Here is a 26653-nt window from a genome sequence, read left to right on the forward strand (position 1 = left end):
TAGCCTTGGTTTACCCGTGTTACCTCATCATCAGGGAATAATTAACTGTGCTTTACTTTATGCATGGAGATAAGAAACGTTTTTACACAGAAGCCCAACGCGCAACCGGAGGCAGAACGCATTGCTCGTTCCCCGCTGGTCAGAAGCATTTGGATTTTTGGCGGCCTGCTGATCGTTGCCGTGCTGACCATTAATGCCTGGTCACTCAGTCAATCCTGGCAACGAATGATTCGCAACGCTGAGGATACAGCCATCAACCTTTCACTTTCTCAGGCGCGCCAGGCGGAAGATACTTTCTTGCAAACGGAAATTACGCTTAGAGAATTGCAACGCGATCTTCAGAATAACATCGCCGCGGGTGCCCAGGGTTCCAGGCTGAGTTTAACCATGCGAGACCTTAAGAGCCGCCTGCCCCAGCTGCATGGCCTGTTTTTTTATGATGCCAGCGGTAAGTGGATTGCTACCTCGGCGCAACCGGTGCCGGTCGGCATTAATAACTCCGATCGCGACTATTTTGTGTATCACCGTAACAATCCGCGCAACAGCGTACATATCGGGCCGGTTATTCGCAGCCGCAGTACTGGCGAGCTCGTTATACCGGTTTCCATGCGGGTGACCAGCGCGGGTGGTGGGTTTGGCGGCGTGCTGTTAGCCACAATAAAGGTGGATTATTTCCGACATTATTACGGCTATTATGAGATGGGCAACAGCGATGTTTTGGTCTTGATGCTTGCTGATAGCACGGTGCTTTACGCCCGCCCAATGCCAGACAGTTACATAGGAAAAAACCTTTCTTCAAGTTGTCTGTTTCGCGAAATGTTGATGAAGTCTGATCGCGGTAGCGGACAATGGAGTGCGGCGCTGGATGGAAAAAACGCATCTTTGGATTCGCACGCTCTGAGCGTTATCCGCTGGTGGTTGCCGCCGGTTATGACAAACAGAGCCTGATAAAACAGTGGATGAAAAGCCGGGTGCAGGATGTCACGTTAAACCTGGCGCTACTGGCAGGCATCCTGATCATGATTTTTTCATTCTGCGCCAGGCGCGCATGAATCTGCGTTATCAAGCTGAGCTGACTCAACTGCGTGATGAATTAACGCTCGTGAACAACAGCTTAAAATCGATGGCAATGATTGATGGGCTAACTGGACTGGCTAACCGCAGGCAGTTTGATCTCTATCTGCACGAGTGCCTAATGCGCTCAGCTGTAAACGGGGAACCCGTTTCGTTGCTGATGATCGATGTCGATTATTTTAAGCGTTACAACGACACGTATGGTCATACTAATGGCGACGAATGCCTACGGCGTTTGGGTGATACGCTGAGTAAAATGCCCCATCGCAGCGCTGATTTAGTGGCGCGTTATGGCGGTGAGGAGTTTGCAATTATCCTGCCGAACACTCAGCAAAAAGATGCTTTACGCGTGGCTATGCGCGCTGTTGAAGCGGTCCGTAGCCTCTCGATTACTCACCAGACAACCGACGTTCCAGTAGGTATCGTCACTATCAGTGTCGGTTGTGCCACGATCACGGCAAGTGGAAAAGAGAAAGATGTGCAACAGCTTCTCACCCATGCAGATGCTGCCCTTTACCGCGCCAAACACCATGGGCGAAATCGGGTGGCGCTATAAGAGTTCGATAATCTACAAAAGCGAATGGGGTTATTAGTGAACCGTAAGCGGATGCATAAAGCAAAAAAATCACCTGTATGCAGAGGATTGGGCGGATGTTGAAGATTCAGTTGTGTTTACCAAAACAGACTGACTTATTTAGCCTTGCGTTAATGCGCTAAATATATATCTATTAAACTTAAGCGCATTATGAAATTTAAATGAAAAAAATTTCAATTTAGACGAAAAGATCAAAGAACTATTCTTTAAAAATAAATGAGCTCTACGATATTTAAATTAATGTCACGACTGACAATGCGGGTAATTTTATTAAAAATAGCGTACTAAAAAAACATGGCCCCGACACTGAACGTGCCGGGGCCTGTGGCTAAAAGAAGCTAATCGCCCTTTTATTCAGACTTGCGTCCGCCACCATGACTGCTTTGGCCGCCTTTTTTACCAGCCTCAGAAGCCTTCTCACGATCATTTGCGAAATTACCGCCGCTGTTCTGTCCGCCTTTTTTACCGGCTTCAGATGCTTTACCAGGGTTTTCCGCAAAATTACCTGAACCACCACGATGTTCGGCCATAAATTCCTCCTGAACATATTGTCATTAATTTAATGGCAAACAGCATAATGCTAATTACGCTGAACGTTTTCTTCGTGTTGCAGGATTAATAGTAGAGAAGGATGCCAGGCTTGCAAATATATTTCAGGGGATTTTTAGGCATATTTGTACAGGGCACATTAGCATGTACATTTATAAACAAAGCGGCAGCGATAAGTTTTACTTATATTATGCGGGTTTAGCGCCACGCATAGAGCGAGTCTTTACCGCTGTAAATTCACATAAAGTTACACTCTGACACCCATGGAAAATAATACCGAAACAGTTTATGCCTACGTTTTGCGACAGTTTCACCGCGTCAATCAGCCGCTGACTGACAAAAATCGGTACGAAAAAGAATACAGAGAGTCTTGGCAGAAAGTCACCGTGCCTTATGCCCTTTGCTCAGAAGATCACAACGGCGCAGTGTTGTTACTGACAAATTTCAGCGAGAAGCCGCTGAAGGTGGAGATCAGCAAAGCGGGCGCTGAAGAACTCACGGAACAGCTGGCCGGATGCGAATAATCGCTTTCCGGCTTTAATTAGCTCACAACGCAGTGAATCGATGAATCCGCGATTAGCGGCTTTTGCAGCGCAGTGAGCTGACTGGAGCGGTATTGAGCGATACACCAAGGCAGAATGAATGATGATCCCTTTATTGCGCGGCTTCATGAGTCACAACGCTTCTCGGGTTTCATTGACACTGCCCAGATAAGTCACCTCTGTCACGCGACGATATTCGTCATTGCTGAAAGCTTCAAAAGATGCCAGAACCGTACACATGGCGCAGTTAATGACGTTATCGCTCAGCAAGCCGCCAAGGGTAATGAGAAGCCAACCCACTGACAGAGAAAAACAACGGCGACAAACAGGAACAACGTAGGAGCCGCACAGCATGCTGGCCCATCAGCGGTCAAGATTGGCAAGTAAACGCTTATATAACGGATCTCTGGCTAAGTTTTTCATTTTAACTTCACACATAATATCGAAATCTTTGAAAGATAACGCCCAGTCATTTAATGTTTCATTAAAATAGAAATCAGAATGCGCCCTTAACTTCGATTTAGAGAGGCCTAATACGTTTTGATCAGGAAAGCCTTGCTCAGGAATTAAACCCTCTTGGGAAATTGAGTAATGTAGAACGGGCCTTACGCCTCGCCACGATGCTTTGATTAATGCGATGCGAGGGTCATCAGGTTTAATAAATTCATTTTCTTTAACCCAGTGATGATGAATATCTAGCACGATTGGGCAGAGATCTTTGGCTTGTAACACATCATCAAGTGAACATGATATCTCGTCATTCTCCACGGTTAACATACGCTGGGCTTCGGGGCTAAGCTTCAAAAATGATGCCTTAAAACCACTGAACCCAAGCTTGCCATTCATATGGATATTGATTTTGAAATCCTGAAATTCTTGACCATAACCCATTAATTTAGCGCAAGTTGTATGATACTCCACATCGTCAATAGCGCGCTCGACCACGGCCGGATTGTCTGAGGCTAATACGGTATATTGCCCTGGATGAAATGAGAGCCTGATATTATTTTGTTTGGCAAACGTTGCCACAGGCTAAAAACAGTGGGTATAAATCGGGTAATAAATTCGCATAAGGTTTTTTTGCTTCAGGAACGGTATATAACGGCAATAAATCGCTGCCTATTCTCATCATCCTCAGTGCTTCAGGTAATAAAGCTAACTGTTCCAGAGTTGAGCGAAGATGCGTTAAATTCAACGTTGCCAGATCGGCTAATACGCTTTCTCTTTGCGCTTCATTCAGGCTTAAAAACCGGGTGCGCGTAGTACCTTTCAGAGGAAAAAGTTGTTTTAAATCTGAATTGATATATTTACATGCGAAGCCTAATTTCATTACTCATCCTCTTATACATCCCTTAAAAATAACAATATAAGTCTAACAAACCCGCAGCCGGGCGCTGAAAAATTTAGCGACTTTCCATTTATAGAGACGTGTACACAACGTAATGCACCGCGATGAGATGATTCAACGGCTTGCGTTAATGTGCTTTGGGCATTTGCAACAAACACAGATGCTTTCTACCCTTTCCTTCCATCACATTTATAACAAGACGTTTATCACAAGAAGATGCTTGCCCTCTGTGCCAAACCGCTTAATTAACCAGAAAGGGAGAATGAAATATGCAGTACAACAAGCTAGGTCATTCAGGATTACTGGTCTCGCAGTTCGCCTTGGGCACGGTGCCATTCGCAGGTAAAGCCGGGTTTGAAAAAACCGGTAACGTTGATGCAAAAGAAGCGCGCCGGTTTATCGACATTGCGCTGGATTATGGCGTGAATATGATCGATACCGCTGATCTTTACTCAATGGGCGGCGCAGAACAGGTTGTGGGTGAAGCGTTGGGCGACAAGCGCGACAGCGTTATTCTTACATCTAAAGCGCGCAGTCCGCTGGGCGACGATCCTAACAACAGCGGCGCGAGCCGTTATCATTTAATTAGAGCCTGTGAAGCGAGCCTGCGCCGGTTGAAAACCGATCACATCGATTTATATCAAATCCACAATTGGGATGGTGTTACGCCCGTTGAAGAAACGCTTAGAGCGTTAGAGGATTTAGTAAAAAGCGGGAAAATCCGCTATTTCGGCACCTCAAACTACACGGCATGGCAAATGATGAAGACGCTGGGTTGCGCTGAAAAATATAACCTTCTCAAACCCATCAGCCAGCAAATTTATTACACGCCTGAATCGCGTGAAGCAGAATATGAACTGCTGCCGATGGCACGGGATCAAGATATTGGCACGCTGGTCTGGGGCCCACTTGGTGAAGGTTTGTTAACCGGAACGGTGCGCCGCAATGTCAAAACGCCTGAATCGTCACGTCAAGGTAATGGCTGGCCGGAACCCTATGTGCACGATATGGAACACGCCTATAACGTGATTGATGTGCTGGCTGAAGTCGGTTCAGAACTTGGTGCCTCAGTAGCGCAAGTTTGCCTTGCCTGGCTCGCTACCCGTCCAGGCATCACGTCATTACTCATTGGCAACCGCACTGAAGCGCATTTGCGCGACAATTTGGCTGCCGTCGATCTGGTTTTAAGCGATGAACAGCGGCAGAAAATTGAACAAGTCACCCGTCCTGCTCCGCAATATCCTTACTGGCATCGGTTTACCAGCGGCATGGATCGTTTAGATGCCGCTGAAAAGCCATTTTTAGATGAACATCGGCAGACAATCGATAACAGAAAGGATTTGTCTATTAAATGATACGGTTAAGCCGCCTGCCGGGCGGCTTATGCCCACACATCCCGGGGTACATTGCTTGTTAGATCCTCTTTCCATCAAGCTTATTTTTTAGCGTGAAATCAGTGGGTAAAGACGCTTAAACGCGTTTTAACGTTTGGTGTTTTCATCGCCCTCTATACTTTTAAGCGTTGATTGTCTTTCTGGGAGAAAAAATGAAAATTGCGGCGTTTGATATCGGTGGTACTTCGTTGAAAATGGGTGTTGTAACTAATAAGGGTGAGATGCTGTGTCAGGAGAGCGCGGATATCTCGCACAATTCTCGCGATAAAATCCTTAATGAAATATTGGGTTGGTTGAAGAAAAACAGTGAGTGTGAAGGTATTGCGATTAGCGTGCCGGGTTACGTTGATGCACAGCGCGGCTTTATATCCATGGGAGGCACGGTCAGAGAGTTTGATCAGTTCCCGCTTGCCGAATGGTTATCAGAAAAAACCGCATTACCGGTGAGCGTCGAAAACGATGCGCATTGTGCCCTGCTGGCAGAATATTGGTTGGGTAAAGCCAGCAAAATGTCAGATTTTTTGATGCTGACAATCGGCACAGGCCTGGGTGGTGCCGCCTTTTGTAATAACGCCTTGATACGCGGCAAACGCGATCGTGCCGGTGAGTTTGGCTGCCTCCTCACCTCTCGCCCTGCCAGCAGCAATATCATGCATTACAGCATGAGTAAGACCTGCACCATGACCGCGCTGCGCGAGTATTACAGCGAGCAGAAAGGTTTATCTACTAAAGACGTTTCTGGCAAAGATGTCTTTGATCACTATGACCAAGGCGACGCCATCGCCAGCCGCCTGGTGACGACCTTCTACCAGGATCTCTGCTCTGGCATCTTTAATTTGGCCTCCATATTTGACCCCGAAACGATATTCATTGGCGGCGGTATCGCCGAACGAGAATCCTTTTTAGACGAGGTCAAGTTTCATCTCGAATGGTTCAGTCAGGATATCTCGATTGATACGGCAACCCACGGCAATGATTCAGGCATGCTGGGTGCGGTTTATCACTTCCTGCAAAGCCAGAATGTTGATAAATAATTGCGCGGCTCCGGCATGTCGCCCGCTTATCATTAACATATCTTGCTGTTTTTGCACCCTATTCATCTTTTAAGGCGCATAAGAAAACAGTCAGTTCTATAGTTGTTGAAGGCCATTTCAGTCGGTAAAGCAAAAAGAGGTTTTCATGAGTCAACTTTTCTCCAACATCAGCATTGGTCAGTTAGCACTGGATAACAGAATCGTGATTGCGCCCATGTGTCAATATTCTGCTGACGCGGGCAAGGCAACAGCATGGCATCGCATACACCTCGGTCAACTGGCCTTTTCTGGTGCCGGCTTGCTGATTATCGAAGCAACTGCCGTTGAAGATATTGGCCGCATTACCCCGCAGGATTTGGGGCTATGGAATGATGAAACGGAATCTGCGCTTCGCACAGTCCTGGAAGATATACGCCAATATTCATCTATACCGATCGGTATTCAGTTGGGTCACGCAGGTCGCAAGGCGTCATGTGCCGCGCCATGGGAAGGCGGTGAGCAGTTAAGTCTGGATGCGGGTGGATGGCAAACTGTTGCGCCTTCAGCGCTGGCCTACAGCGAACAGCAAAACCCACCTATCGCCATGGATGAAGCCGCTCTGGAGCGCGTTAAAAAAGCCTTTGTTGAAACCGCGCAGCGTGCCGTTCGCTTGGGGATTCAACTGATCGAGGTACATGCCGCGCACGGTTACTTATTGCATCAATTCCTTTCTCCATTATCGAATCAGCGCACCGATCAATACGGCGGCTCTTTAGAGAACAGAATGCGTTTCCCCCTGGAAGTCTTTCGCGCGGTGAGAGATGCCGTGCCAGAAAACATCCCTGTTGGCGTACGCATTTCAGCAACAGACTGGGTCGAAGGTGGATGGGATGTGACGCAATCTATCGCTTTCTCTAAACAGCTTGAATCACTGAACAGCGCCTATATCCATGTCTCCAGCGGAGGGTTGTCGCAGGATCAGAAAATTGAGGTCAAAGCGGGTTATCAGGTTCCGTTTGCCCGCGATATTCGTGAGCAAGTGACGATTCCAGTGATTGCGGTTGGGCTAATTACAGAGCCGCAACAGGCAGAAACCTTGCTGCAAGAGGGTGAGGCCGATTTAGTGGCGCTGGCACGCGGCATTCTCTACGACCCACGCTGGCCATGGCACGCAGCGGCAGAATTAAAAGGCAAAGTCAGTGTTCCGCCACAATATTTGCGCTCTGAACCGCACGGCGTCAAAGGTATACTGGAGTCAAATGAGTAATTGATAATGACTTATCGCAAAACGCGTTAGCGTCTTTATCGATGACGGAATAAAAACGGGGCCATCGCGGCCCCGTTTTTTCATCGTACATTGATAACTCTTAAGCGTGTCCGCCTGCGGCCTTATTCAGAATGATCACCTCTGAAGATTCAATATGCGCTGGCAGTTCGGCAAAAAGCTTAACGATATGGGGTGCCTCCAGGTGCTTTTGCAGCGCCTCACGCGTCTCCCACTCTTCAGTCCAGACAAAACGACGAGCATTGTCATTGTCACGGTTGAGTTGATACGTGATGCAGCCCTCTTCCACCAGCGTCGTCTCAACCACGCCTTTGAACAGCGCTTCTACAACCTCTTCTTTGCCAGCTTTAGCGGTAAAAATAGCCACCACGGGTACCGTCATCTTTAACTCCTTGTCAAAAGGCTCACTCAAATGAAGCCCGAGCCTGTCGTTTGCAGGTTAGGGATTGTTGAGAACGCGTTGAGCGTTGTGGCATCACACTCTTGCGAGGCAACAACGTCACTTCAACCGCCGTTCGCCATGAAGCGTAGCCTCTTCAACAGGTTATGTCTGCAACATCCGTGCGGTAATACCCGTTTAAATGCGTCACGATAAAAAATTTCTTACCCCACAAACCGCTAATCCCTCTTGGTCAGGCTCTGCTAGACCTACACTCTAACGGAAGAACACCTTCGTTAATGCAGCACACTGAAGATGAAAAAGGAGAAACAATGTCGAATCAGCAACCGCAAAATCACGCATGGCTTTTGGCTTCACGTCCTGATGGCGAACCTACCAAAGATAACTTCCGTTTTGTTCAACAGCCGATTCCAGAACTGAAAGAGGGCGAAGTGCTGTTGCGCACCGCTTATCTGTCGCTGGATCCTTACATGCGCGGTCGCATGGATGACGGAAAGTCTTATGCCGCGCCTGCCGAGTTGAATGAACCTATGGTGGGCGGCACCGTTTCTCAGGTCGCCGCATCAAAACATGCTGATTATCAGGAAGGCGATTGGGTCTTAGGCCAAAGCGGGTGGCAGGAATATGCCCTCTCCGACGGTTCCGGTTTAGCGAAGTTAGGCAATGACCTGCCCCATCCTTCATGGGCGCTGGGTATTTTGGGGATGCCTGGCTTCACGGCTTATATGGGTTTGATGGATATTGGGCAACCTAAAAAGGGTGAAACTTTAGTGGTTGCCGCAGCCACTGGCCCTGTGGGCGCAACGGTGGGTCAGTTAGGTAAAATGCAGGGATGCCGCGTGGTTGGCGTAGCGGGTGGTGAAGAAAAATGCCGCTATGCGGTAGAGACACTGGGCTTCGACGCCTGTATTGATCATCACAGCAACGATTTTGCTGAACAACTCGCCGCAGCCTGTTCAGATGGCATTGATATTTATTATGAAAACGTCGGCGGAAAAGTGTTCGACGCGGTGTTTCCTCTGCTAAATACCGCTGCACGCGTGCCAGTGTGTGGATTGGTTTCGGGCTATAGCGCAAAAGATTTACCGGAAGGCCCCGACAGAACGCCGTTAATTATGGCGGGCATCCTCAAGCGCCGCATCCGTATGCAAGGCTTTATCATTTTCCAGGATTACGGTGATCGTTATTCTGAATTCTTATCCGTCATGACGCCGCTGGTTGAGAACAAGAAGATTCATTATCGCGAACACGTTATCGATGGGCTGGAAAACGCGCCACAGGCGTTTATCGATATGCTCAACGGAAAAAACTTCGGCAAGACCGTGGTGAAAGTTTCTGAGTAACCCGTTGGCATCACGCTAAACGCTTCATTTATCCCCGTGTCAGCCCTTTCTGACACGGGTTAACGCAGCAAAATCTCAACGCTTCGGCGCAGCGCATAAAACCCAATGAAATCCCCTATAATCACCGAGACGCAATAGCGGCGGAGCGTGGTTGCGTTTACTGTGGCATCCACTCTTTCCGCTGCAATTGGTTCATCAGAGGTAACAGCATGGATGTTGACATCATTACCGGGTCAATCACTGTTTTAATTGCACTCTCTGCCGGCAGTTTTATTAATGTGGTGGTCTATCGATTGCCACTACAGCTTCTTCAGCCGACGTCTCCGGTGACGCTCTGTCGCCCTCGATCCCATTGTCCAGACTGTAAAACCCCTTTACGCTGGCGCGATAACCTTCCTTTGCTAAGTTGGCTGCTGCTACGCGGTAAATGCTTTCACTGCCAGGCGCCGATTAGCCTGCGCTATCCGCTTACCGAAGCCCTGACCTTGTTAATCGGTGTCGTGTCCGCCTGGCAACTGCCACAGGATCGCTTTTTAATCATAACGCTGGTGCTGTGTTGGACGCTGTTGGCTTTAACGCTGATAGATATCAAACACCAGCTGTTACCCGATGCCTTAACGCTTCCCTTGCTTTGGCTGGGTTTATTACTGCACGTTTATGCACTGTTGCCGGGAAGTTTAGGCGATGCGGTTATTGGCGCGGCCGCAGGTTATAGCCTGTTGTGGCTATTGGCCACCAGCTATCGCTGCTTGCGGCGTTGTGAGGGATTAGGAATGGGCGATGCCAAACTGCTGGCTGCGCTGGGCGCCTGGCTTGGCTGGCAATCTTTGCCTGAACTGTTGCTTATTGCTGCCGGAGGTGGGTTAACCTGGATGCTGCTTAATCAATCTCTTTTCAACCAAGCCTTGTCCCGTGCGATTCCCTTTGGTCCGTGGCTTTCCCTGGCGGGGGCTGACCTGTATTTCAGCAATTGTCTATCGCGGCTGTAAAAACGTAATGCGGTATGGAGATTGCGAGCGGTGGAGCATCCATCCCAGCTGGCCTCTTTGAGTTTGATCGCTAAAAAGAACCGGTGGCACTTACCACCGGTCGAGCCAAATCGGCTCAATGGCACTTCGCTTCATGGATGACGACAAAACTGCCCTTTATTGCCGCTACCTGAGATGCTGAGTAATCGGCTTAACCACCTTTTCACCATTAACGCCGTAGAACTGGAAAAGAGAGTCTGTTGCGGCTTCGGTCAGTACCATGATTTCGATACGACGGTTACGATCGGCCAGCGGATTCTCCGTATCCAGCGGCATGCGTCCCGCCATGGCGTTAACCTGGATAATGCGATTTTGTTCCAGGCCACCCTGCTCCAGCGTACGACGCGCCGCTAAAGCACGATCGCCCGACAGATTCCAGTTGTTATAAGCCGCCTTGCCACTGTATTGCGCGGCGTCGGTATGACCGCTGATCATGATCTTGTTATCCAGGCGGTTAAACGCTGGCGCAAGTTCAACCAGCAACTTGCTGAAATAAGGGGTCAATACCGCGCTGCCTCGGGGAACATCATGCGGTTACTGTCATCCTGAATCAGAATACGCAGCCCTTGCGGCACTTTTTCCAGCACTAAGTTGCCTTGGGTATTAAGGTTCTGCATGATTCGCATTATTAGCTGGCGTAACGCTTCCAGCTCGGTATCCGATCGACTTAACACGCTTTCAAGGCTCTCTTTGGGCGCGTTGTTTAAGGCGCTATCCAGCACGCTGTCAGCCTCCTCGCGAACGGGTTCAGACTGTGCTGCGAGGCTTTCTCCCACCAGCACTGCCCCTTGTTCCCCGGAATCTTGCAGCGGATTAAAGGAAGACTCGTTAAAAATAGAGGTGCCGTGCAGCTGTGCAACGATCTCTTTGCGCTCCTCTTCTGTTACCGAACCCATGATCCACAGCACCATAAACAGCGCCATCATCGCCAGGGTAAAGTCCGCGAAGGCCACTTTCCACGCACCGCCGTGATGTGCGTTGTGCGCTTTTTGGCCGATCGTTTGATAATCAACTTTGTGGTGGTCACCAAAGGCGCAGAACGTATCTCAGAGGTCTCTGCGCGCTTTACGCTGGACGCATTGCCCGGTAAACAGATGGCGATTGATGCCGATCTTAATGCCGGTTTAATTAATCAGGAACAGGCGCGCGACCGCCGCCGCGATGTGGGTAACGAAGCGGACTTCTATGGTTCGATGGACGGCGCCTCTAAATTTGTTCGTGGTGATGCGGTCGCAGGCATCATGATCTTGCTGATCAACGTGATTGGCGGGATTTTAATTGGCGTATTCAAACACAACTTGCCCGCCGGTCAGGCTTTTGAACAATATGTTCTGCTCACCATTGGTGATGGCTTAGTGGCACAGATTCCGTCATTGCTGTTGTCAACAGCGGCGGCGATCATCGTGACCCGCGTCAGCGATGGTAACGACATTGGCGAAGAAGTTAAGTCGCAGATTTTGGCTAAGCCGACCACGCTTTATAGCGCAGCGTTGGTGATGTTTATCCTCGCGATTGTTCCTGGCATGCCACACACCGTCTTCCTGCTGTTCACCGCCCTGCTGGTGTTTGCCGGATGGCGTCAAAGCCGCAAGGTGGCAAAACCCACCCAGAATCCTGAAGAGATCGCAGCCCTGACTCAGGCGCTCCAGCAGGAAGAGGACGTTGCGCCGATAAACTGGCAAAGCATTCCAATGGTTGAGCCGATTGGCCTAAACCTTGGTTACAAAGTGGTGCCGCTGGTTGATAGCTCACGCGGCAGCCCGCTGAAACAGCGTGTACGCGGCGTGCGCCAGGTGGTCTCTGAAACCAGTGGTGTGCTGCTGCCTGAAATTGCCATTCGCGAAGATTTTCGCCTTAAACCCGCCCAGTACGCCATTCAGATCAACGGGGTGCGCTCGGCAACCGGCGAAGTGCATCCCGACCGCCTGATGGCGATCCCGACCCCGGAACAATATGGCGAAATTGATGGTGTGCTGGATACCGATCCCGCTTACGGCTTAACTGTGACCTGGATTTTGGCTGAGCAGAAAGCCAAGGCACTCAATCTTGGTTATCAAGTGGTGGATTGTGCCAGCGTTATTGCGACGCACGTCAACAAGATAGCGCGCGAAAATCTGCCTGAATTGTTCAATTACGATGACATTACTCAACTGCATGATCGTCTGGCTGCGATGGCACCCAAACTGGCTGAAGATCTCAGTCAGGCGTTGAATCACAGTCAACTGCTGCGCGTTTATCGTCTGCTGCTGACTGACCAGGTTTCACTGAAAGATATCACCACCATCGCGACCACGTTGCTGGAATCAAGTGCCGTGACCAAAGATGCGATTCTATTGGCTTCAGATGTGCGATTCGCGCTGCGCCGCGCCATGGTGGCGGCTATCGCGCCAGACCACAAGCCGCTTTCGGCTTACACACTGAACAGCGAACTGGAGAACCTGTTGCTCAACTCACTCAATCAGGCGCAGCAGGCGGGCAAAGTCTCGCTCGACAGCTTCCCGGTGGATCCCAATATTTTGACGCAGTTGCAGTCAACCTTGCCGGTGATCACCGAACAACTGAAAGCGCAAAACCTGACGCAGGTCTTACTGGTTACGCCGCAACTGCGTCCGCTGATTGCGCGTTATGCTCGCTTGTTCGCCAGCAGCCTGCATGTGCTTTCTTACAATGAAATCCCGGATGACGCTAACCTGAATGTGGTTGGCGTGGTGGAGTGATTGACTGGACAGTCCTGACGTCATCCCTGGAATTATGTTGGGGCTGGCGTTTAAGTTTTTCTATTTTAATTAGAGTAAATCAACGACCGGTTAAAGCGTTTTCCCCTTTTTTTGCTAGCATTACCCAACTTGCAGTCAATTAAAACGGCACCAGCCGATATTTTTGATTAGGTGAAACGTGAAAAGTTTAAGCGAGGCCGTTAGGTTATACTTACCTCTGAAATTGGATGTTTTTGTTTGTCTTTTTTAACTACCTGAAAGGTCAAAATAAAGGAGCAATAATGGACGATGCTGATTTAGCTCAAGAACGCGAGGAAGCGTTGATAACAGCCGCACTTTCGGCCAGACAACCACGACTCAAAAGTCCTGACGGAAAATGCATCTGGTGCAAAGATGAACCTGTCGTATCAGATACCGCATTTTGTTCGGCCGAATGTGGTGAAGATTATTCCAGGCATACGCGTGAGATGAAACAACGCATTAACGAGTAATTCAGTGATGACGCCATCCCAGATTTATTTAGGATGGCGTTTTCTCTCTCTGCTTCATGAGGAAGAGACGAAGCATTGTGTGGCATCAAACCGGAAATTAAAAACAGCGGCACTGACCAACAACACCCACTTATTTATGTCTTAATCTGTAGATATCAGCAAAATAGAGATAGCCTTTCTTTTGGTATTGTCGGTCAAGAGTGGCTTTTTCCTCCTGTGTGAGCAGGTCTCCGCTCAATAGTTCTTGTATAAACGCTTCCCGAACGTGAACTTCCATATACCAGTCGCCGGTGTAACAGTTTTTCCACGCCCCTTTATCGATATCTTTGGCTTTATAAGAGGGATTGATATGGAAAAAGAAGAAAAAGTTAAGCACGAAAAAGATCAGGCAGCAGACAATGACTTCGGCTTTGCCAAAGGTATCGACATACAGAAGCACGCCCAACGTGATGAGAAAAGAATCCACATCAGAGCATAAAGCCCTGAATATTCCTTGATAAAGGAGATATCAAAATAGGGTTTGTCGTCTCTTTTTTCTGTTGTGTTAATGTGGTCAAGTTCGCGTTGTAATCTCTGCTCTAAGGGCTCAATCATTTACTGTTATCCTGCGCGCAACGGTAATTAAAATAATTTCATGCTGTATTTTACACCTAATCCCCCCGTCTTCCAGTTTCGGAAATCCTCACTTTAAATTATAAATCAATAGGTTAAACCAAATAATAATCAGCCAAAGATGCCCCATTTACGCAGTTCTCCGCCTGGCCGCTGGAAAAGCAGTTGAAGCAGCAGACCTTGAGGCGCTAGCGGTTATTTATCAGTGCGGTTTAACGGGAGCGACGATGGTTTCGCCTTTTGCTGTGTGGCGATAACGCTGCCACCTCCATCACACTACAGGTTTAAAAACTTCATCTTTAAGCGCAATCGCTGAATAGTAAGAAACTGCCCTGTTTCGACCTAAGGGTAACTATTCCACTTCTTTTATTTTGAGGAGATAGCGTATGGAAAAATTTACGGGCGGTTGCCTGTGCGGCAAAGTGCGCATTGAGGCTTCAGGAGTTCCCTACCGGGTTGGCCTTTGCCACTGCCTTGACTGCCGTAAGCATCATGGCGCGCTTTTTCACGCCTCTGCCATATTCCCTCAGCAGGCGGTGACCATTGTGGGAGAAACGCGTGACTATGCTGGACGCTTTTTCTGTCCACACTGCGGCTCGTCTGTTTTCGCACGCTCCGACGATGAAATCGAAGTAAATCTGGGATCGTTGGATAGCACCGACCAGTTAAAGCCGACTTACGAAAGTTGGATCGTGCGTCGTGAATCCTGGTTGCCTCCGTTTCCGCTGATAAGGCGTTATGAAGGCGACCGTGACGCCACAAGCCGATTCGAAGATTAAATCGGCGGACGTTGATGACGCCAACCTGAATAAGATCGACGTGGTCAGCGTGATTTACTGCGTAACAATAAAGTGGCTGCGCCATCCCTGAATCGTTTTAGGGATAGCGCTTTTGTCTTCCTGATTGGTCAGGTAATGGAATTCCAGTTTGTTCTGCGCATTGGGCGCAACACGCATTGCCCAAATACTGCCACTTGGGTTGTACATGATGATTGCCGCACGGCGATTGGCTTCGCCAATGACGCGCAAAGTCATGGCTTTCGCTGACACATTATCCAAATCTTGGGTGTAATGCAGGGCATTAGCCGTGGCGACGTATTGCGCATATTCGTCACCTGCCAACTGGCGAAACGCACTGTCCAGTTTTTCATCGGGTAAGATTCCTGTATTCAGCAGCGTCGAGGCTGGACGGGGATCGTGATCTCCTCTCACATAAACGCCATCAGGCCGTACGTCGGTGGGGAAAAGTAATGCGCAACTGCCATTGCTTTGTGTGCTGACTTCCAGGTTGCCGTCTTGACGCGGTACCACAATCATGGCGCAATTTTCTGCCCCGTTGATATTGTTGACATAGAGCACGCCATAGTAGCGGCGCGCTTCGCTATCGATATCAATTTTGTAAGCACCCCGTACGGCGTGCAGATCCAGTTCGGCAGAAAAATCACTGGCGTTTTTAATCACCAAACGTCCACTTTCGCCATTGGTGGCGCTGACGTTCCACCACTCACCACTCCAGTCGATATGGCGATTAGCGTTAAACAGCTGGCCGTAGCCCTGAAAATAGGCGCGCTTGAGGCAAAACGGGCTACTACAGGCTTTACGCTGTTGCAGCCACTCGTTATAGAGTTTGCCGTTGGGCTGTGCTTGCCCCACCAGCTGTTCAAGCCAGCGGGCATCTAAGGTGTGATCCAACCAGCGCAACTCGGGATCGCGACACACCATTTGTTCGGTCGGGCTGCTTGCACGCTGGCAATCAACTGCCTGCGCTGCGGTCGAGAGCAGCAAGACCAAACCTGTCAGCAGGGAGATAAAAAACGTTTTCATTTTTCTCTTTAGTGGAACGTAAGGATAGCGAAGCGGCAGGATGCCCAAAAGGGCTGTAATTATAGGTTGAGGTGGCTGTTTTCGATAGCGCGAAGCTGAGGAATGGGTGTAGAAGTGTTGACTTAAATAATCGGCAAATCAAAAAGCTGAGTGCCAGACACGCTGGCACTCAGCCTGTTACGCTTACTTCAGTCGGAACGCGACCACGCTGTCACCCGCTTGTGTACCCAGCGAGCCGTGACCGCCTGCGGCGATAACCACATATTGCTTACCATCTTTACCCATAAAGGTTGATGGCGTGGCTTGTGCGCCAGCAGTCAGTTCAGTCTGCCACAGTAACTCACCGGTGCTGCTGTCATAAGCACGGAAGAAGTTATCCGCCGTTGCGCCGTGGAAAACCACATCGCCCGCAGTAACCAGCGGCCCACCGTGCGCCACCATACCCATCGGGAACCCGATTGGGAAACGGCCCGGCAGGAAGCTGGTTTTCAGGTTTTTGGTGGTGCCTACGCGGCGCAGCCATTCAGTTTTACCGGTTTTCAGGTCAACACCCACCATGCGTCCCCACGGCGGCGCGATACACGGAATACCGAGACCGGAAGCCAGCTGCTGGATATGAATGGCATAGTCGCCGTGGAAGTTTTCATTCCAGTAAGGCTGACCATCTTTGGTGAAGGTGCGCTGAGTGGCGGTCTCAGGCGTACGTTTGATCAAGTTGTATTTGTAGGCCAGACGAACAGGTGTTGCAATTAACATCTGACGTTCAGGATCAATAGCCACCGACCCCCAGTTAAACACCCCGATGTTGCCTGGGAAAACCAACGTGCCTTTTTCCGTTGATGGCGTCCATGGGTTGCCGTCGTAACGCAGTTCACGGAAATTCGCACGGCAGCTCATCTGATCAAACGGGGTGATGCCCCACATCGATTTTTCAGTCAGCGGTTGCGGAATGAAGTTCAGGCTGGAAACGGGCTGCGTAGCAGCAAACTTCTCGCCTTCCACCCCACCTTCGGTTGAAACCTTAACCTGCTCAACCGGATAAACCGGTTCGCCGGTAAGACGGTTCAGCACAAACAGGTTGCCGGTTTTGGTCGGCAGAATCACAGCCGGCTGCGCATTACCTTTGTAGGTGATATCAACCAACGACGGTTGAGAAGGATTATCGCGATCCCACAAGTCGTGGTTCGAACTCTGATAGCGCCATTTGAAGGCACCGGTTTTCAGATCCAGCGCGACCAGCGCATCGCGAAATTTCTCGGTGTTGCTGTTGGCATCACGCTCAATACCCACTTCGTCCGGTGACGCATTACCAAACGGTACGTACACCAGACCATTTTTCAGGTCAGCGCTTAGCGTGCCCCATGCGACTGGCGTATCTTGTGGATAGGTCGCATCAGCCGCAACCGGCGCGGTGTTTTCCGGGTTTGCTGGATCGAAGTTCCAGACCAAACGGCCGGTGATCACATCATAAGCGCGGATCACACCCGATGGATTGCCGGTGTTAAAGCCGTTATCCATCACCGAGCCCCCAACAATCACCAGATTGCCAGCGACCAGCGGTGCCGCAGTTTGCATCAGAGCGTGTGGACGCACTTCGCCCATATTGTCACGCAGATTGACTTCGCCGTTCTGGCCGAAATCGGCGCAGCGTTTGCCGGTGTCAGCGTCAAAGGCAATCAGACGTGCATCGGTGGTCGCGTTGAAGATGCGCTTGCGACACATTGCGGGTTGCGCAGCACTGTTTTCTGCAGCCGCGTTGCTCTCTTCGTAATAACTTACGCCACGACAGGTTTGATGCTGTTGCAGATAAGAGCGATTTTTATCCGGCGTCGTTTTCCATTTCACCGCACCCGTTTCGGGGTCAAGCGCATGCACTTCGTTATGCGGTGTACAGAAATACAACATACCGTTGGCTTTCAGCGGCGTAGCTTCAAAGGTGTATTCGGTCGCGTCATCGCCCTGGCGCAAATCACCCGTGTGATACGTCCAGGCCACTTCCAGATCCTTGACGTTATCTTTGGTGATCTGATTCAGTGACGAGAAACGCAGGCCATTGGTTGAACCGCCATACGCGCTCCAGTCATTACCCGCGCCCGTAGAGGCAGAAGGCGCACGCGTATTGCTGATAGTGCCCTGTTGCGGCAACGGATCGTAAAAGCACAGGCCAATCACCAAGGCAACCATGATCACAACCGTACTGCCCAGCAGCGGATGGAAGCGGCGTTGACCTTGATAAAGCGGGCGGACGACAAACGGCAGCGCCAGCCATACGCCGATTACGCCAAACAGGTCGCCGCGTGGAATCCATTGCCACTTATCAAAACCGACTTCCCAGATTATCCAAAATAATGTGATCCACATCAGCAGTGCATAAAACGTTAAGGCGCTGCGTTTATTCAGGAACAGTAAAATTGCTGTGATCAATAAACCTGCCGCCATCAGCGCATAGAATGCACTGCCTCCAAGCAGCAGGAGTTCTCCCCCATGTACAACATCACAACCGCGACGATTGCGATGATTACACTGGTAATTTTGTTAACCATGATCCTTCCTCAGGCCATCAATAATGATGATTACTCAAATAAAAACACATAAAATCAACGCGATTTTAACCAACGTAATGATTTTGTAAAATCACTGTAAATGGCGAGTGTTTAGTTTAATTAACGAATTGGCGGGCGAAGATTAGCGTAGCGGCGGGCATTCAGCGCTTTTTGTTAAGACTTTTCCGTGACATTCATCACATAAAATTAACCATTACCCCAGATTTATCGCATCTTTTGTGCAAAACAAGGATTAATTCTCTCACCCATTCGTACGAATCTTTACGTAAATCCTGTTGAAAGATCAAAAATAGTTTAACAGTTAATCCTTGTTGCCCTGCAATTATTCTTAATAGCGGATGAAGTATAACGATCAATTTAAATTGATTTAAGAACCAAAATAAAATAATTACTAATATTTTCATTGGGTTGAATTTTAAGCGCCCCCCATTCTCGTTATTGAAACTTATCATTCATCTCGACTTCTTCTTATTTCATAAAAATCATTTTTTAATAAAACATTAATTTATGATTGCATTTCATGCTCATCATTCTCTTTAGGATATTTCGCAGCTTTGAAATAATTCTTAACGTGTTATAGATAATATTAACATGCTCCTGATGATTCTCTGTTTTAACGCCACCAGAATGCGTTAAATCGCCACCTTAAAGGCAGGTAAATAATGGCCATGCTTTATTCTATCTATCGGAAATTCCGTTTTCCGATCAAGTTCCTTCACGCTTCGGTTAAATACCCCGCAGCACAGAAAAAAGTAAATAAAATAGCTATCCTTTCAATTGAAGAAACGATAGATCTGTTATTAAGAAATGAAAAGCTCTCGCTGGCACGGTACGGTGATGGCGAACTGGAAATGACTTACTACAAGAATATTGGCTTTCAACCCTTTGATGAGCGCCTCTCTGCCCGGCTTAAAACGCTGTTGCAGCGCAGTCCGCAGGATAATCCCGATTGTCTGATCTGCCTGCCCGATGGTTTTCGTAACACCCGCCAGATGCGTTCAGGTGCCGCCCTGTTTTGGTTCTTCCATAAATCATTTTACTTTTCACGCTATGAGAACTTGTTGAGTAAGAATTATCAATATGGCAATACGTCCGTAACGCGCCCTTATCATGATTACAAAAGCAAAAATTTATCACGCGCCATTTTCGACAAATTTAAATTACTGTTTAAGGACCGAAAAGTATTAATTGTTGAAGGAAGCGGAACACGATTGGGATTAGGTAACGACTTACTGGATGGTGCAAAAGAAATTAAGCGGATAACCACGCTTAATCGCAACGCTTTTTCAGTTTATGACCCGCTCTATGCCTCTATTTTAGTCCACGCCAGTGAATTTGATCTGGTCCTTATTTCACTGGGCCCGACGGCAACCGTGCTGGCTTATGATCTCAGTTTGCAAGGCATTCGCTGTATTGATAGTGGGCATGTAGATATCGAATATGAGTGGATGCTGGCTTCAGCTACCACAAAAATAAAAGTTGAAGGGAAAAACGTAAACGAAGTGGGTGTGTTATTAAGTGAAAATAGCGCTGTGCTGGATAGCAATTATCAGCAACAAATTCTGTGTCATATTGATGAAACCACACCCGCCGCGATCACCCTTCATCAGCCGCCTTTGGCTTCTTCCCATGAAACGGCTGCCTGACGTTCGCTCAAAGGATTTATGCCGTCCCTCGCGGTAAGCGATATGTTTGTTCAAGGCGCGCGCTCACCGCTTGCAGCCACAATCCTTTCGCACCGTCAGGCTTTTAGCCGGGTGCGCGGAATACTTCCTTCATCATGGATAACGCTAACCTGCCAGCGTCAACAAAAGCATCTGGTTGTCATGTAGCGAGCAAAATCCGCACCAAATTGATGCGCAGGCTCATTATTAACCGCACAATTAATCAGCAATATTGTTATTCCGTCTCGCTACGGGCCTCTTTTATAGTTTTATGTCCCTGTTTTTACGATAGTTAATCATTTCAGGCATCTATTTTGCTTATCACTTCTGTCAGTTTTTTATTCAGGAGAGATGAGATGAACCCGGGTCGCTATCGTTACACTATATTTTCAATGCTGTTTCTCATTGCCCTGATTAACTATGTTGATCGCGGCGCACTCTCATTTGCCGCGAATGCCATTTCAGCGGAATATCACTTTTCAAAAGTGCAGCTTGGGGCGGTGCTGGGCTATTTTGGCTTTGGCTATCTGTTTGGATCGCTGTGTGGTGGCTTTCTGGCCGATCGTATCGGCACTAAAAAAGTCTGGATGATGGCTGGCGTGCTTTGGTCGATTCTGGAAATTGCCACTGCCTGGGCGGGTGATTTAGGCATGGCGCTGTTTGGCGGATCGGCCATCATGGGGTTTGCGGCGTTACGCATCATGTTTGGCTTTTCGGAAGGCCCAGCGTACGCGTTGATGAACAAAGCCATTGCGCACTGGGCACCCGATAACGAACGCGGTTTCGCTCTGAGTATTGGCCTGCTTTCTACCCAAGTTGGATCGTTACTGACAGCGCCGATTGCTGTCGGTCTGCTGCTGCTGACCAACGACTGGCGCATGATGTTTATCCTGCTTGGCGTGATGTCGCTGCTGGCAATGCTGCTTTTTGCCCGCACCTTCAGCGATAGCCCAGATACCAGCGCTGCAACCCATGCCGCAGAACGTGAGTTTATTCGCCGCGGACAAAAGGTGACTCAACACGACGATACCCCGCTGCCGTGGTGGCGCTTTTTTACCAGCCGCACGCTGGTGTGCAATGCGCTGGGCTATTTCTCCTTTCTCTACATCACCTTTACGCTGGTGACGTGGATGCCGAAATATCTGCAGGATAACTTTCATTACGATCTGCACGCATTGTGGTACGTCGCGATGATTCCATGGAGCGGTGCCTGTATTACCGTGCTGCTCGGGGGACGTTTTGCCGACTGGCTGCTGGCTCGCTTCAACAATCTGCGTCTGGCACGTAATGTTTTTGCCGCCGTCACGTTGTGCGGCACCGCCTGCTGTTTTATGGCCATTCCGTGGATGCACTCAGCGGCGGGTATTATCGCCTTGATGACGCTGGGCAACGCACTGAACGCACTGGTGAACAATGTTTACTGGTCTGTGGTGATTGACGTAACGCCGAAATCATCGGTCGGAACCTACAGTGGCATGACATTGGCTATTGCCAATCTCGCCGCGATCATCTCCCCGATGCTCTGCGGTTGGTTGGCCGAATATTATGGCTATAACGCCATGTTTACCGTCACCGCTGTGATCGCGTTTGGCAGCATGTTGGCGATGACGCTGCTGCAACCGGAGAAGCGCTTGCACCCTCAAACTGAGGCTAACGTGACGCAGCAAACGGCCTGACGGCGCATCAGCGCATTAACATGAAAAAAGGCGGAGTGGTTAGCTCCGCCTTGTCTCAAGTTCCGGTTAGTATGCTTTACCGGTCAGTTGCATAAGGGCAACGATGATCTGCAAAATGATTCGGATGATATCCAGAATCAGCCTTGTCAGTTCCATCACTTTCCTTCTCCTTTTACAGGAGCGCGCTGTTCGGCTACCGAGGCTTTGACTCTACCCGCCGGGTGCCTAAGCACATCTTGTGGAGAGAGCTGAGCGGCACTCAAGGTTAAAGCCACAGGCCAGCACCACCTGATGCCTGCCGGGATTTAAAAACCGTGCCCCTGGGAGCGGCCAGTCAATCTTGAGGCTAAACTCACCCCTCAACACCTGTATAACCATACAGTATTTTAGCCAAACTTGAAAACTTTCGCCGCACTATTTAGAATAACTTTTGTGGAGAGTGCTGAGCACCTCGTTCGAAGCCGGTTACCAGCCGGGGAACGAACAAAAAATAAAGGATTTGGCCTCAAGCCAAATCCTTTTTTATTGCCCAGCATTTAACCGATTATTCGTTTGCTGCGCTAATGCGCCAGATGCTGTTACCCGCATCATCGGCGATCAAAACACCACCCTGCTTATCTTCAGCTAATCCTACTGGCAATCCACGAACTTGCTTTTGATCATCCGTCAAAAAACCGGTAACAATCGGCTGCGGCTGACCCACCGGCTGACCCTGCTCAAATTTCACCCACACTACCTGATAACCATTTAACGGCTTGCGGTTCCAGCTCCCGTGTTCACTCACAAACGCGCCACCGCGATATTGCGCCATGTTGTCACCTTGGTAGAACAGGAGGCCCAGCGGCGCGACGTGCGAGCTCAGCGCGTAATCGGGCTTGATGGCCTTCTCAACCAGATCGGGACGCTGCGGTTCGGCACGGGGGTCAATGTGCTGACCAAAATAGCTATAAGGCCAACCGTAGAAGCCTTTCTCCTGCACCGACGTCAGGTAATCCGGCACCAGATCCGAACCAATTTCATCGCGTTCGTTCACAATGGCCCACAACTTACCGCTCTGCGGTTCCCACTGCATACCGGTAGGATTACGTAATCCGCTGGCATAAATGCGACTTGCCCCGCTGGCAGCATCGACTTCAAGGATCGCAGCGCGGCGATATTCAGCGCCAATGCCGTTTTCAGTGATGTTGCTATTGGATCCTATTCCCACATACAACTTGCTGCCATCGGGACTTGCCAGCAGCGACTTAGTCCAGTGATGATTGATCGGTCCGCCCGGCAGGTCAGTCACCTCTTCAGGCGCGGTACGAATCTCCGTTTCGCCTTCGGTATAAGGAAATTTCACCAGGCTGTCGGCATTCGCGACATACAGCGTATTACCCACCAGCTGGATACCAAATGGTGAAAACAGATTTTCGATGAAGCGATGTTTTTCCCACTTACCGTTTACGTTACGCAGCAGCGTTATGCTGTTGCCGCCTGCGCCGCCTTTGCCCGAAGATTTTTGAATCAAGCCTGTTATCAGCTCTTTCGGCCTGGCTGTCGCGTTTGGTGGCCCGTTAGACTCCGCCACTAGCACATCGCCATTCGGCAGTACGTAGACTTGACGTGGATGTTGCAAGTTCTCGGCGATCTTCTCGATTTTTAGCCCTTTTGCCACTTTCGGCATTTCACCCGCTTTCCACGGTACACCCTCTGGCACCTGCATTGGCGGCATAACAAAATTTTGCGCCTGTGGCAGTTCAGGATTGGGGCCGGTTTGCTTTTGCGGATCAATCAGCGCGCCATCGTCACAGCCCGCCAGCAAGGCAATTAAGGTCACGGCGAGTAACGTTTTATGCTGCATTTTCATCTCGGCTTCTCCTTAAGCGGTGCGTTGACGTAACGCGAGTTGAACATTTGCCAGCAGCAACAGTGCCACCACCAGCGTAGAAAGTATGACGCCTAATGGCACCACCGCATAAGCATCACGGCTATGAATGAAGGCGTTTAGCACAGCAAGGATAATGGCCAGCAACGAGAGCCAAAAGTGGGTTTTTCGGGTGCTGCACTGCCACGAAATAGATAAACAAGGCTGATTAAACGTGGCAAAACCGCTATGACCAAACCAAAAACAATGAGCCAGCTGGCGGCATCGGTCCACATGATTTCAAAGCCTCGCATGTAGATAATATCGAATAGCCAGGCGGCGCTAAAAAAGCCCAACGGCAGCGGCTCAAGCAGAGCGTAAAGCGTAACGGCGAAAGCCGACCTTCCCGAGGTAGTGCGCATTTTCCTCTCCATATTCTGTTAATAAACGGGGTGAAGACGGCACTTCGCTTCCTCAAGCAACCGACTTCGCGCCTGTAAAATATTAGTAAACATGAAGAAAAGTGGCAGGTTAATTCAGCAAGAAAAAGAAATTAAACAGCGGCATCTCTGCCGCCGAGGGGAACATTAACGTTTATCTGCGGGTAACGTTACCCAATAACCAGGCTGGTAAGGTAGCGGTAAAAATTTCTGATGGAACTCACGGAAGGTCTTATCTGGATCAAGATCGGCAAACAGATCGGGATGCAGCCATTTTGCCAATGCCTGAATAGCAACAAACTGGTAAGGGCTGTCATAGAACTGATGCCAGATGGCGTGTGCATTGCCGTTATGTGCAACCGGTAGGGTTTTGAAAGCATCACGCATCATCAGCGTTTTTAAGCGCGCCGTTGCCTCCGTGACGTCAGCCCCCGGCCCAACGCCAATCCACTTCCCTACCGTATTGTAATTTTTCCAGTTTGCACCCGTGACCACCACCACATCTGGGCGGCTGGCAATGATTTGCTCTGGATTGAGAGTACCGAAGGTGCCAGGAATGAGATTTTTGGCAATGTTATCGCCGCCAGCCATTTCCACCATTTGCCCAAAATTCTCATTGCCGAATGACATACAACATTCGTCGCTGTAACCGCCTGCACGATCGATCATGACTTTCGGGCGATAGCCGTTGAAACTGTGCAAACGTGAGGTGACACGCTGAATTTGCTGGTGGCGGAAGTCGATGATCGCCTGCGCACGGGCCGGTTTGTTCACCAACTCTCCCATAATACGAATACTTTTCTCAGCATTCACAAACGGCGCTTCACGGAAATCGATAAACACCACCGGGATACCAACAGCCTGCAATTTTTCAATCAATTTGCCCTCATCCGTTGCCGCTTTGGACTCAAGGTTCATCAGTACTAAATCTGGTTTTAACGTCAGCGCCTGCTCTACGTTAAACGTGCCATCTTTTGCCCCGCCAAAGGTCGGCAGTTTTTTAATTTGCGGATAGCGCTGTTCATACGCCTGATAACCATCCCAATCCGCTTTGTGAAAGTCATCGCGCCAGCCAACTACCCGTTGAAACGGCGCCTCGGTATCAAAGGCAGCCAGCAAGTAGATCTGTCGCCCTTCACCTAAAATAATACGTTTTGATTCATTGGCGACATCGACCTGACGCCCGGCGACATCAGTAATTGTTTTAGCCGATGCCGATCCTACCAGCGTGATTAACCCCAGCGCTAACATCCATTTTTTCATCGAAATAACCCATATAAATGATAATGAGAATTATTATTGTAAATCGCCGTTACTATCACTCATAAATCAGATAAGGGGAAGCGATCGATGAAAATGATTTTAGGAATACTATTAGCGCCGTGAAGTGAAGGCCTGAAGCTCGCGTGCATCGTGGCTGCAAAACATCGTGACCTCATCATTGTGCTGCAACGACAGTTCACGTAAGCGTTGTTGGTTAGTACGCCATGCTTGTGTATCGCTGCGCATCATCCACTGATAGAAGCGCAAACCGGGCGTGCAATGGCGCGTTTCCTGGTGCATTTCGCCGCGATAAAACCAGGCGTCGCCACCATGCAACATCCAGCCTTTTCCATGACGGATCGCGACGCCAGCGTGCCCTAATGTATGTCCCGGCAGCGGCACCAGCAGAATGTCATCGCTTAACTCATCAATGGCCCTGACGGCGTCAAAACCGAACCAGCGCTCGCCCCCATCAGGATAACCACGCCAGCCATCGTGGCTGCCCCACTGCTGAGGCCGATAGCGCTGACGTCGTAACCAGCTTTGTTGCCCGGTTGCCGTTTGCAGTTCTCGCTGTAACAGATGCACACGCGCTTGTGGAAAATCGGTGATGCCGCCTGCATGATCAAAATCCAGATGCGTCAGAATGATGTGGCGAACATCGTCGGGCTTGAACCCTAAATTCACCACCTGCTGCCAGGCACTGAGTTGCTCATCGTAGCGAATGTTGTTCATGGCGCGGAAAAAGCCCGAAAGGCGATCGGCGGGACGTTGGATATCCTGTAATCCCATGCCGGTATCCACTAAAACCAAGCCGTGTGCATCGGTCTCCAGCAACAGGCAATGACACACTAAATGGGCGAAAGGTGATGCACTGAAACCATCGTACAACGCGCCACCGACTGGACACATACATCCACAGTTCAGATGATGAATGCGCATGACTTCTCCTTTTGTTCAGCGTGCCTGCGTCAACAGGCACGTCT

17 protein-coding genes and 7 pseudogenes are annotated in these 26653 nt (G+C 49.5%); 12 read left to right on the top strand and 12 right to left on the bottom strand.

Translation table 11 applies throughout. The features are described from left to right. Window positions 1–63: 63 nt before the first annotated feature. Window positions 64–1630 (top strand): annotated as a pseudogene (locus KQP84_RS12805) (sensor domain-containing diguanylate cyclase). Between the two features lie 389 nt (window positions 1631–2019). On the opposite strand, the gene KQP84_RS12810 reads toward KQP84_RS12805, so the two are convergent. Next, the gene (locus tag KQP84_RS12810; protein ID WP_215846823.1) at window positions 2020–2199 is read right to left on the bottom strand and encodes a con-10 family general stress protein; all 180 of its coding nucleotides are present in this window, start codon (window positions 2197–2199) and stop codon (window positions 2020–2022) included. Window positions 2200–2481: 282 nt separating this feature from the next. Here KQP84_RS12810 and KQP84_RS12815 point away from each other — a divergent pair, with 282 nt between their 5' ends. Then, window positions 2482–2742, top strand: coding sequence for a hypothetical protein (locus KQP84_RS12815; protein ID WP_215846824.1), 261 nt, complete (start codon window positions 2482–2484; stop codon window positions 2740–2742). A gap of 15 nt (window positions 2743–2757) precedes the next feature. On the opposite strand, the pseudogene KQP84_RS25415 reads toward KQP84_RS12815, so the two are convergent. Both KQP84_RS25415 and KQP84_RS12825 read right to left on the bottom strand, forming a co-directional pair. Further along, window positions 2758–3042: pseudogene (locus KQP84_RS25415) on the bottom strand (SDR family NAD(P)-dependent oxidoreductase); the annotation flags it as partial. 81 nt (window positions 3043–3123) lie between these two features. Next, window positions 3124–4090, bottom strand: a pseudogene (locus tag KQP84_RS12825) (apurinic/apyrimidinic endonuclease family protein). Between the two features lie 287 nt (window positions 4091–4377). Between KQP84_RS12825 and KQP84_RS12830 the strand changes: the two are divergent. From KQP84_RS12830 to KQP84_RS12840, 3 genes are all read left to right on the top strand, one after another. After that, the gene (locus tag KQP84_RS12830) at window positions 4378–5463 is read left to right on the top strand and encodes an aldo/keto reductase (RefSeq protein ID WP_215846826.1); all 1086 of its coding nucleotides are present in this window, start codon (window positions 4378–4380) and stop codon (window positions 5461–5463) included. Window positions 5464–5654: 191 nt separating this feature from the next. Further along, the gene (locus KQP84_RS12835) at window positions 5655–6536 is read left to right on the top strand and encodes an ROK family protein (protein WP_215846827.1); all 882 of its coding nucleotides are present in this window, start codon (window positions 5655–5657) and stop codon (window positions 6534–6536) included. Between the two features lie 145 nt (window positions 6537–6681). After that, complete coding sequence (locus tag KQP84_RS12840; protein ID WP_215846828.1) at window positions 6682–7782, top strand: NADH:flavin oxidoreductase/NADH oxidase; 1101 nt, start codon at window positions 6682–6684, stop codon at window positions 7780–7782. Window positions 7783–7882: 100 nt separating this feature from the next. Here the strand turns inward: KQP84_RS12840 and KQP84_RS12845 are convergent, their stop codons facing one another. Beyond that, the gene (locus KQP84_RS12845) at window positions 7883–8182 is read right to left on the bottom strand and encodes a putative quinol monooxygenase (protein ID WP_215846829.1); all 300 of its coding nucleotides are present in this window, start codon (window positions 8180–8182) and stop codon (window positions 7883–7885) included. A gap of 329 nt (window positions 8183–8511) precedes the next feature. Here KQP84_RS12845 and curA point away from each other — a divergent pair, with 329 nt between their 5' ends. Together curA and KQP84_RS12855 are read left to right on the top strand one after the other, a co-directional pair. Further along, complete coding sequence (curA, locus tag KQP84_RS12850; RefSeq protein WP_215846830.1) at window positions 8512–9543, top strand: NADPH-dependent curcumin/dihydrocurcumin reductase; 1032 nt, start codon at window positions 8512–8514, stop codon at window positions 9541–9543. Window positions 9544–9752: 209 nt separating this feature from the next. Beyond that, a complete protein-coding gene (locus tag KQP84_RS12855; protein WP_215846831.1) occupies window positions 9753–10532 on the top strand; it encodes a prepilin peptidase in 780 nt (259 codons plus the stop codon). Window positions 10533–10697: 165 nt separating this feature from the next. On the opposite strand, the pseudogene lafU reads toward KQP84_RS12855, so the two are convergent. Next, window positions 10698–11569: pseudogene (lafU, locus tag KQP84_RS12860) on the bottom strand (putative lateral flagellar export/assembly protein LafU). Here lafU and KQP84_RS12865 point away from each other — a divergent pair. Both KQP84_RS12865 and KQP84_RS12870 read left to right on the top strand, forming a co-directional pair. Beyond that, complete coding sequence (locus KQP84_RS12865) at window positions 11543–13288, top strand: flagellar biosynthesis protein FlhA (RefSeq protein WP_370661498.1); 1746 nt, start codon at window positions 11543–11545, stop codon at window positions 13286–13288. The pseudogene lafU and the gene KQP84_RS12865 sit on opposite strands and share 27 nt — an antisense overlap. A 281-nt stretch (window positions 13289–13569) precedes the next feature. After that, window positions 13570–13779, top strand: a complete 210-nt coding sequence (locus KQP84_RS12870) for a hypothetical protein (RefSeq protein ID WP_215846832.1) — start codon at window positions 13570–13572, stop codon at window positions 13777–13779. Between the two features lie 130 nt (window positions 13780–13909). Here the strand turns inward: KQP84_RS12870 and KQP84_RS12875 are convergent. Beyond that, window positions 13910–14373: pseudogene (locus KQP84_RS12875) on the bottom strand (YlaC family protein). Window positions 14374–14777: 404 nt separating this feature from the next. On the opposite strand from KQP84_RS12875, the gene KQP84_RS12885 reads away from it, so the two are divergent. Next, window positions 14778–15170 carry a GFA family protein gene (locus KQP84_RS12885; RefSeq protein WP_215846835.1) on the top strand — a complete coding sequence of 131 codons (393 nt, stop codon included), beginning with the start codon at window positions 14778–14780 and terminating at the stop codon, window positions 15168–15170. 54 nt (window positions 15171–15224) lie between these two features. Here the strand turns inward: KQP84_RS12885 and KQP84_RS12890 are convergent, their stop codons facing one another. Continuing rightward, window positions 15225–16214 carry a lysozyme inhibitor LprI family protein gene (locus KQP84_RS12890; protein ID WP_215846836.1) on the bottom strand — a complete coding sequence of 330 codons (990 nt, stop codon included), beginning with the start codon at window positions 16212–16214 and terminating at the stop codon, window positions 15225–15227. A 183-nt stretch (window positions 16215–16397) separates the two neighbouring features. Further along, window positions 16398–18709 (bottom strand): annotated as a pseudogene (locus tag KQP84_RS12895) (membrane-bound PQQ-dependent dehydrogenase, glucose/quinate/shikimate family). Between the two features lie 731 nt (window positions 18710–19440). Between KQP84_RS12895 and KQP84_RS12900 the strand changes: the two are divergent. Together KQP84_RS12900 and KQP84_RS12905 are read left to right on the top strand one after the other, a co-directional pair. Further along, complete coding sequence (locus KQP84_RS12900; protein ID WP_215846837.1) at window positions 19441–20424, top strand: GT-D fold domain-containing glycosyltransferase; 984 nt, start codon at window positions 19441–19443, stop codon at window positions 20422–20424. Window positions 20425–20798: 374 nt separating this feature from the next. Beyond that, the gene (locus KQP84_RS12905; protein WP_215846838.1) at window positions 20799–22118 is read left to right on the top strand and encodes an MFS transporter; all 1320 of its coding nucleotides are present in this window, start codon (window positions 20799–20801) and stop codon (window positions 22116–22118) included. 544 nt (window positions 22119–22662) lie between these two features. Here the strand turns inward: KQP84_RS12905 and KQP84_RS12910 are convergent. The 4 genes and pseudogenes from KQP84_RS12910 to KQP84_RS12925 all read right to left on the bottom strand — a co-directional run bounded on the left by KQP84_RS12910 (window position 22663) and on the right by KQP84_RS12925 (window position 26609). Beyond that, on the bottom strand, window positions 22663–23967 hold the full coding sequence (locus KQP84_RS12910; RefSeq protein WP_215846839.1) for a PQQ-dependent sugar dehydrogenase: 1305 nt from the start codon (window positions 23965–23967) through the stop codon (window positions 22663–22665). A 12-nt stretch (window positions 23968–23979) separates the two neighbouring features. Beyond that, a pseudogene (locus tag KQP84_RS12915) lies at window positions 23980–24386 on the bottom strand (DUF2231 domain-containing protein). Window positions 24387–24551: 165 nt separating this feature from the next. Next, entirely contained in the window at window positions 24552–25667 is a 1116-nt protein-coding gene (locus KQP84_RS12920) for an ABC transporter substrate-binding protein (RefSeq protein ID WP_215846840.1), read from the bottom strand. A 111-nt stretch (window positions 25668–25778) separates the two neighbouring features. Beyond that, window positions 25779–26609: an MBL fold metallo-hydrolase gene (locus KQP84_RS12925; RefSeq protein ID WP_215846841.1), complete on the bottom strand. Its 831-nt coding sequence runs from the start codon at window positions 26607–26609 to the stop codon at window positions 25779–25781. Between the last annotated feature and the right edge of the window lie 44 nt (window positions 26610–26653).

Origin of the sequence: Candidatus Pantoea bituminis (assembly GCF_018842675.1) — a bacterium.
Taxonomy (GTDB): Bacteria; Pseudomonadota; Gammaproteobacteria; order Enterobacterales; family Enterobacteriaceae; genus Pantoea; species Pantoea phytostimulans.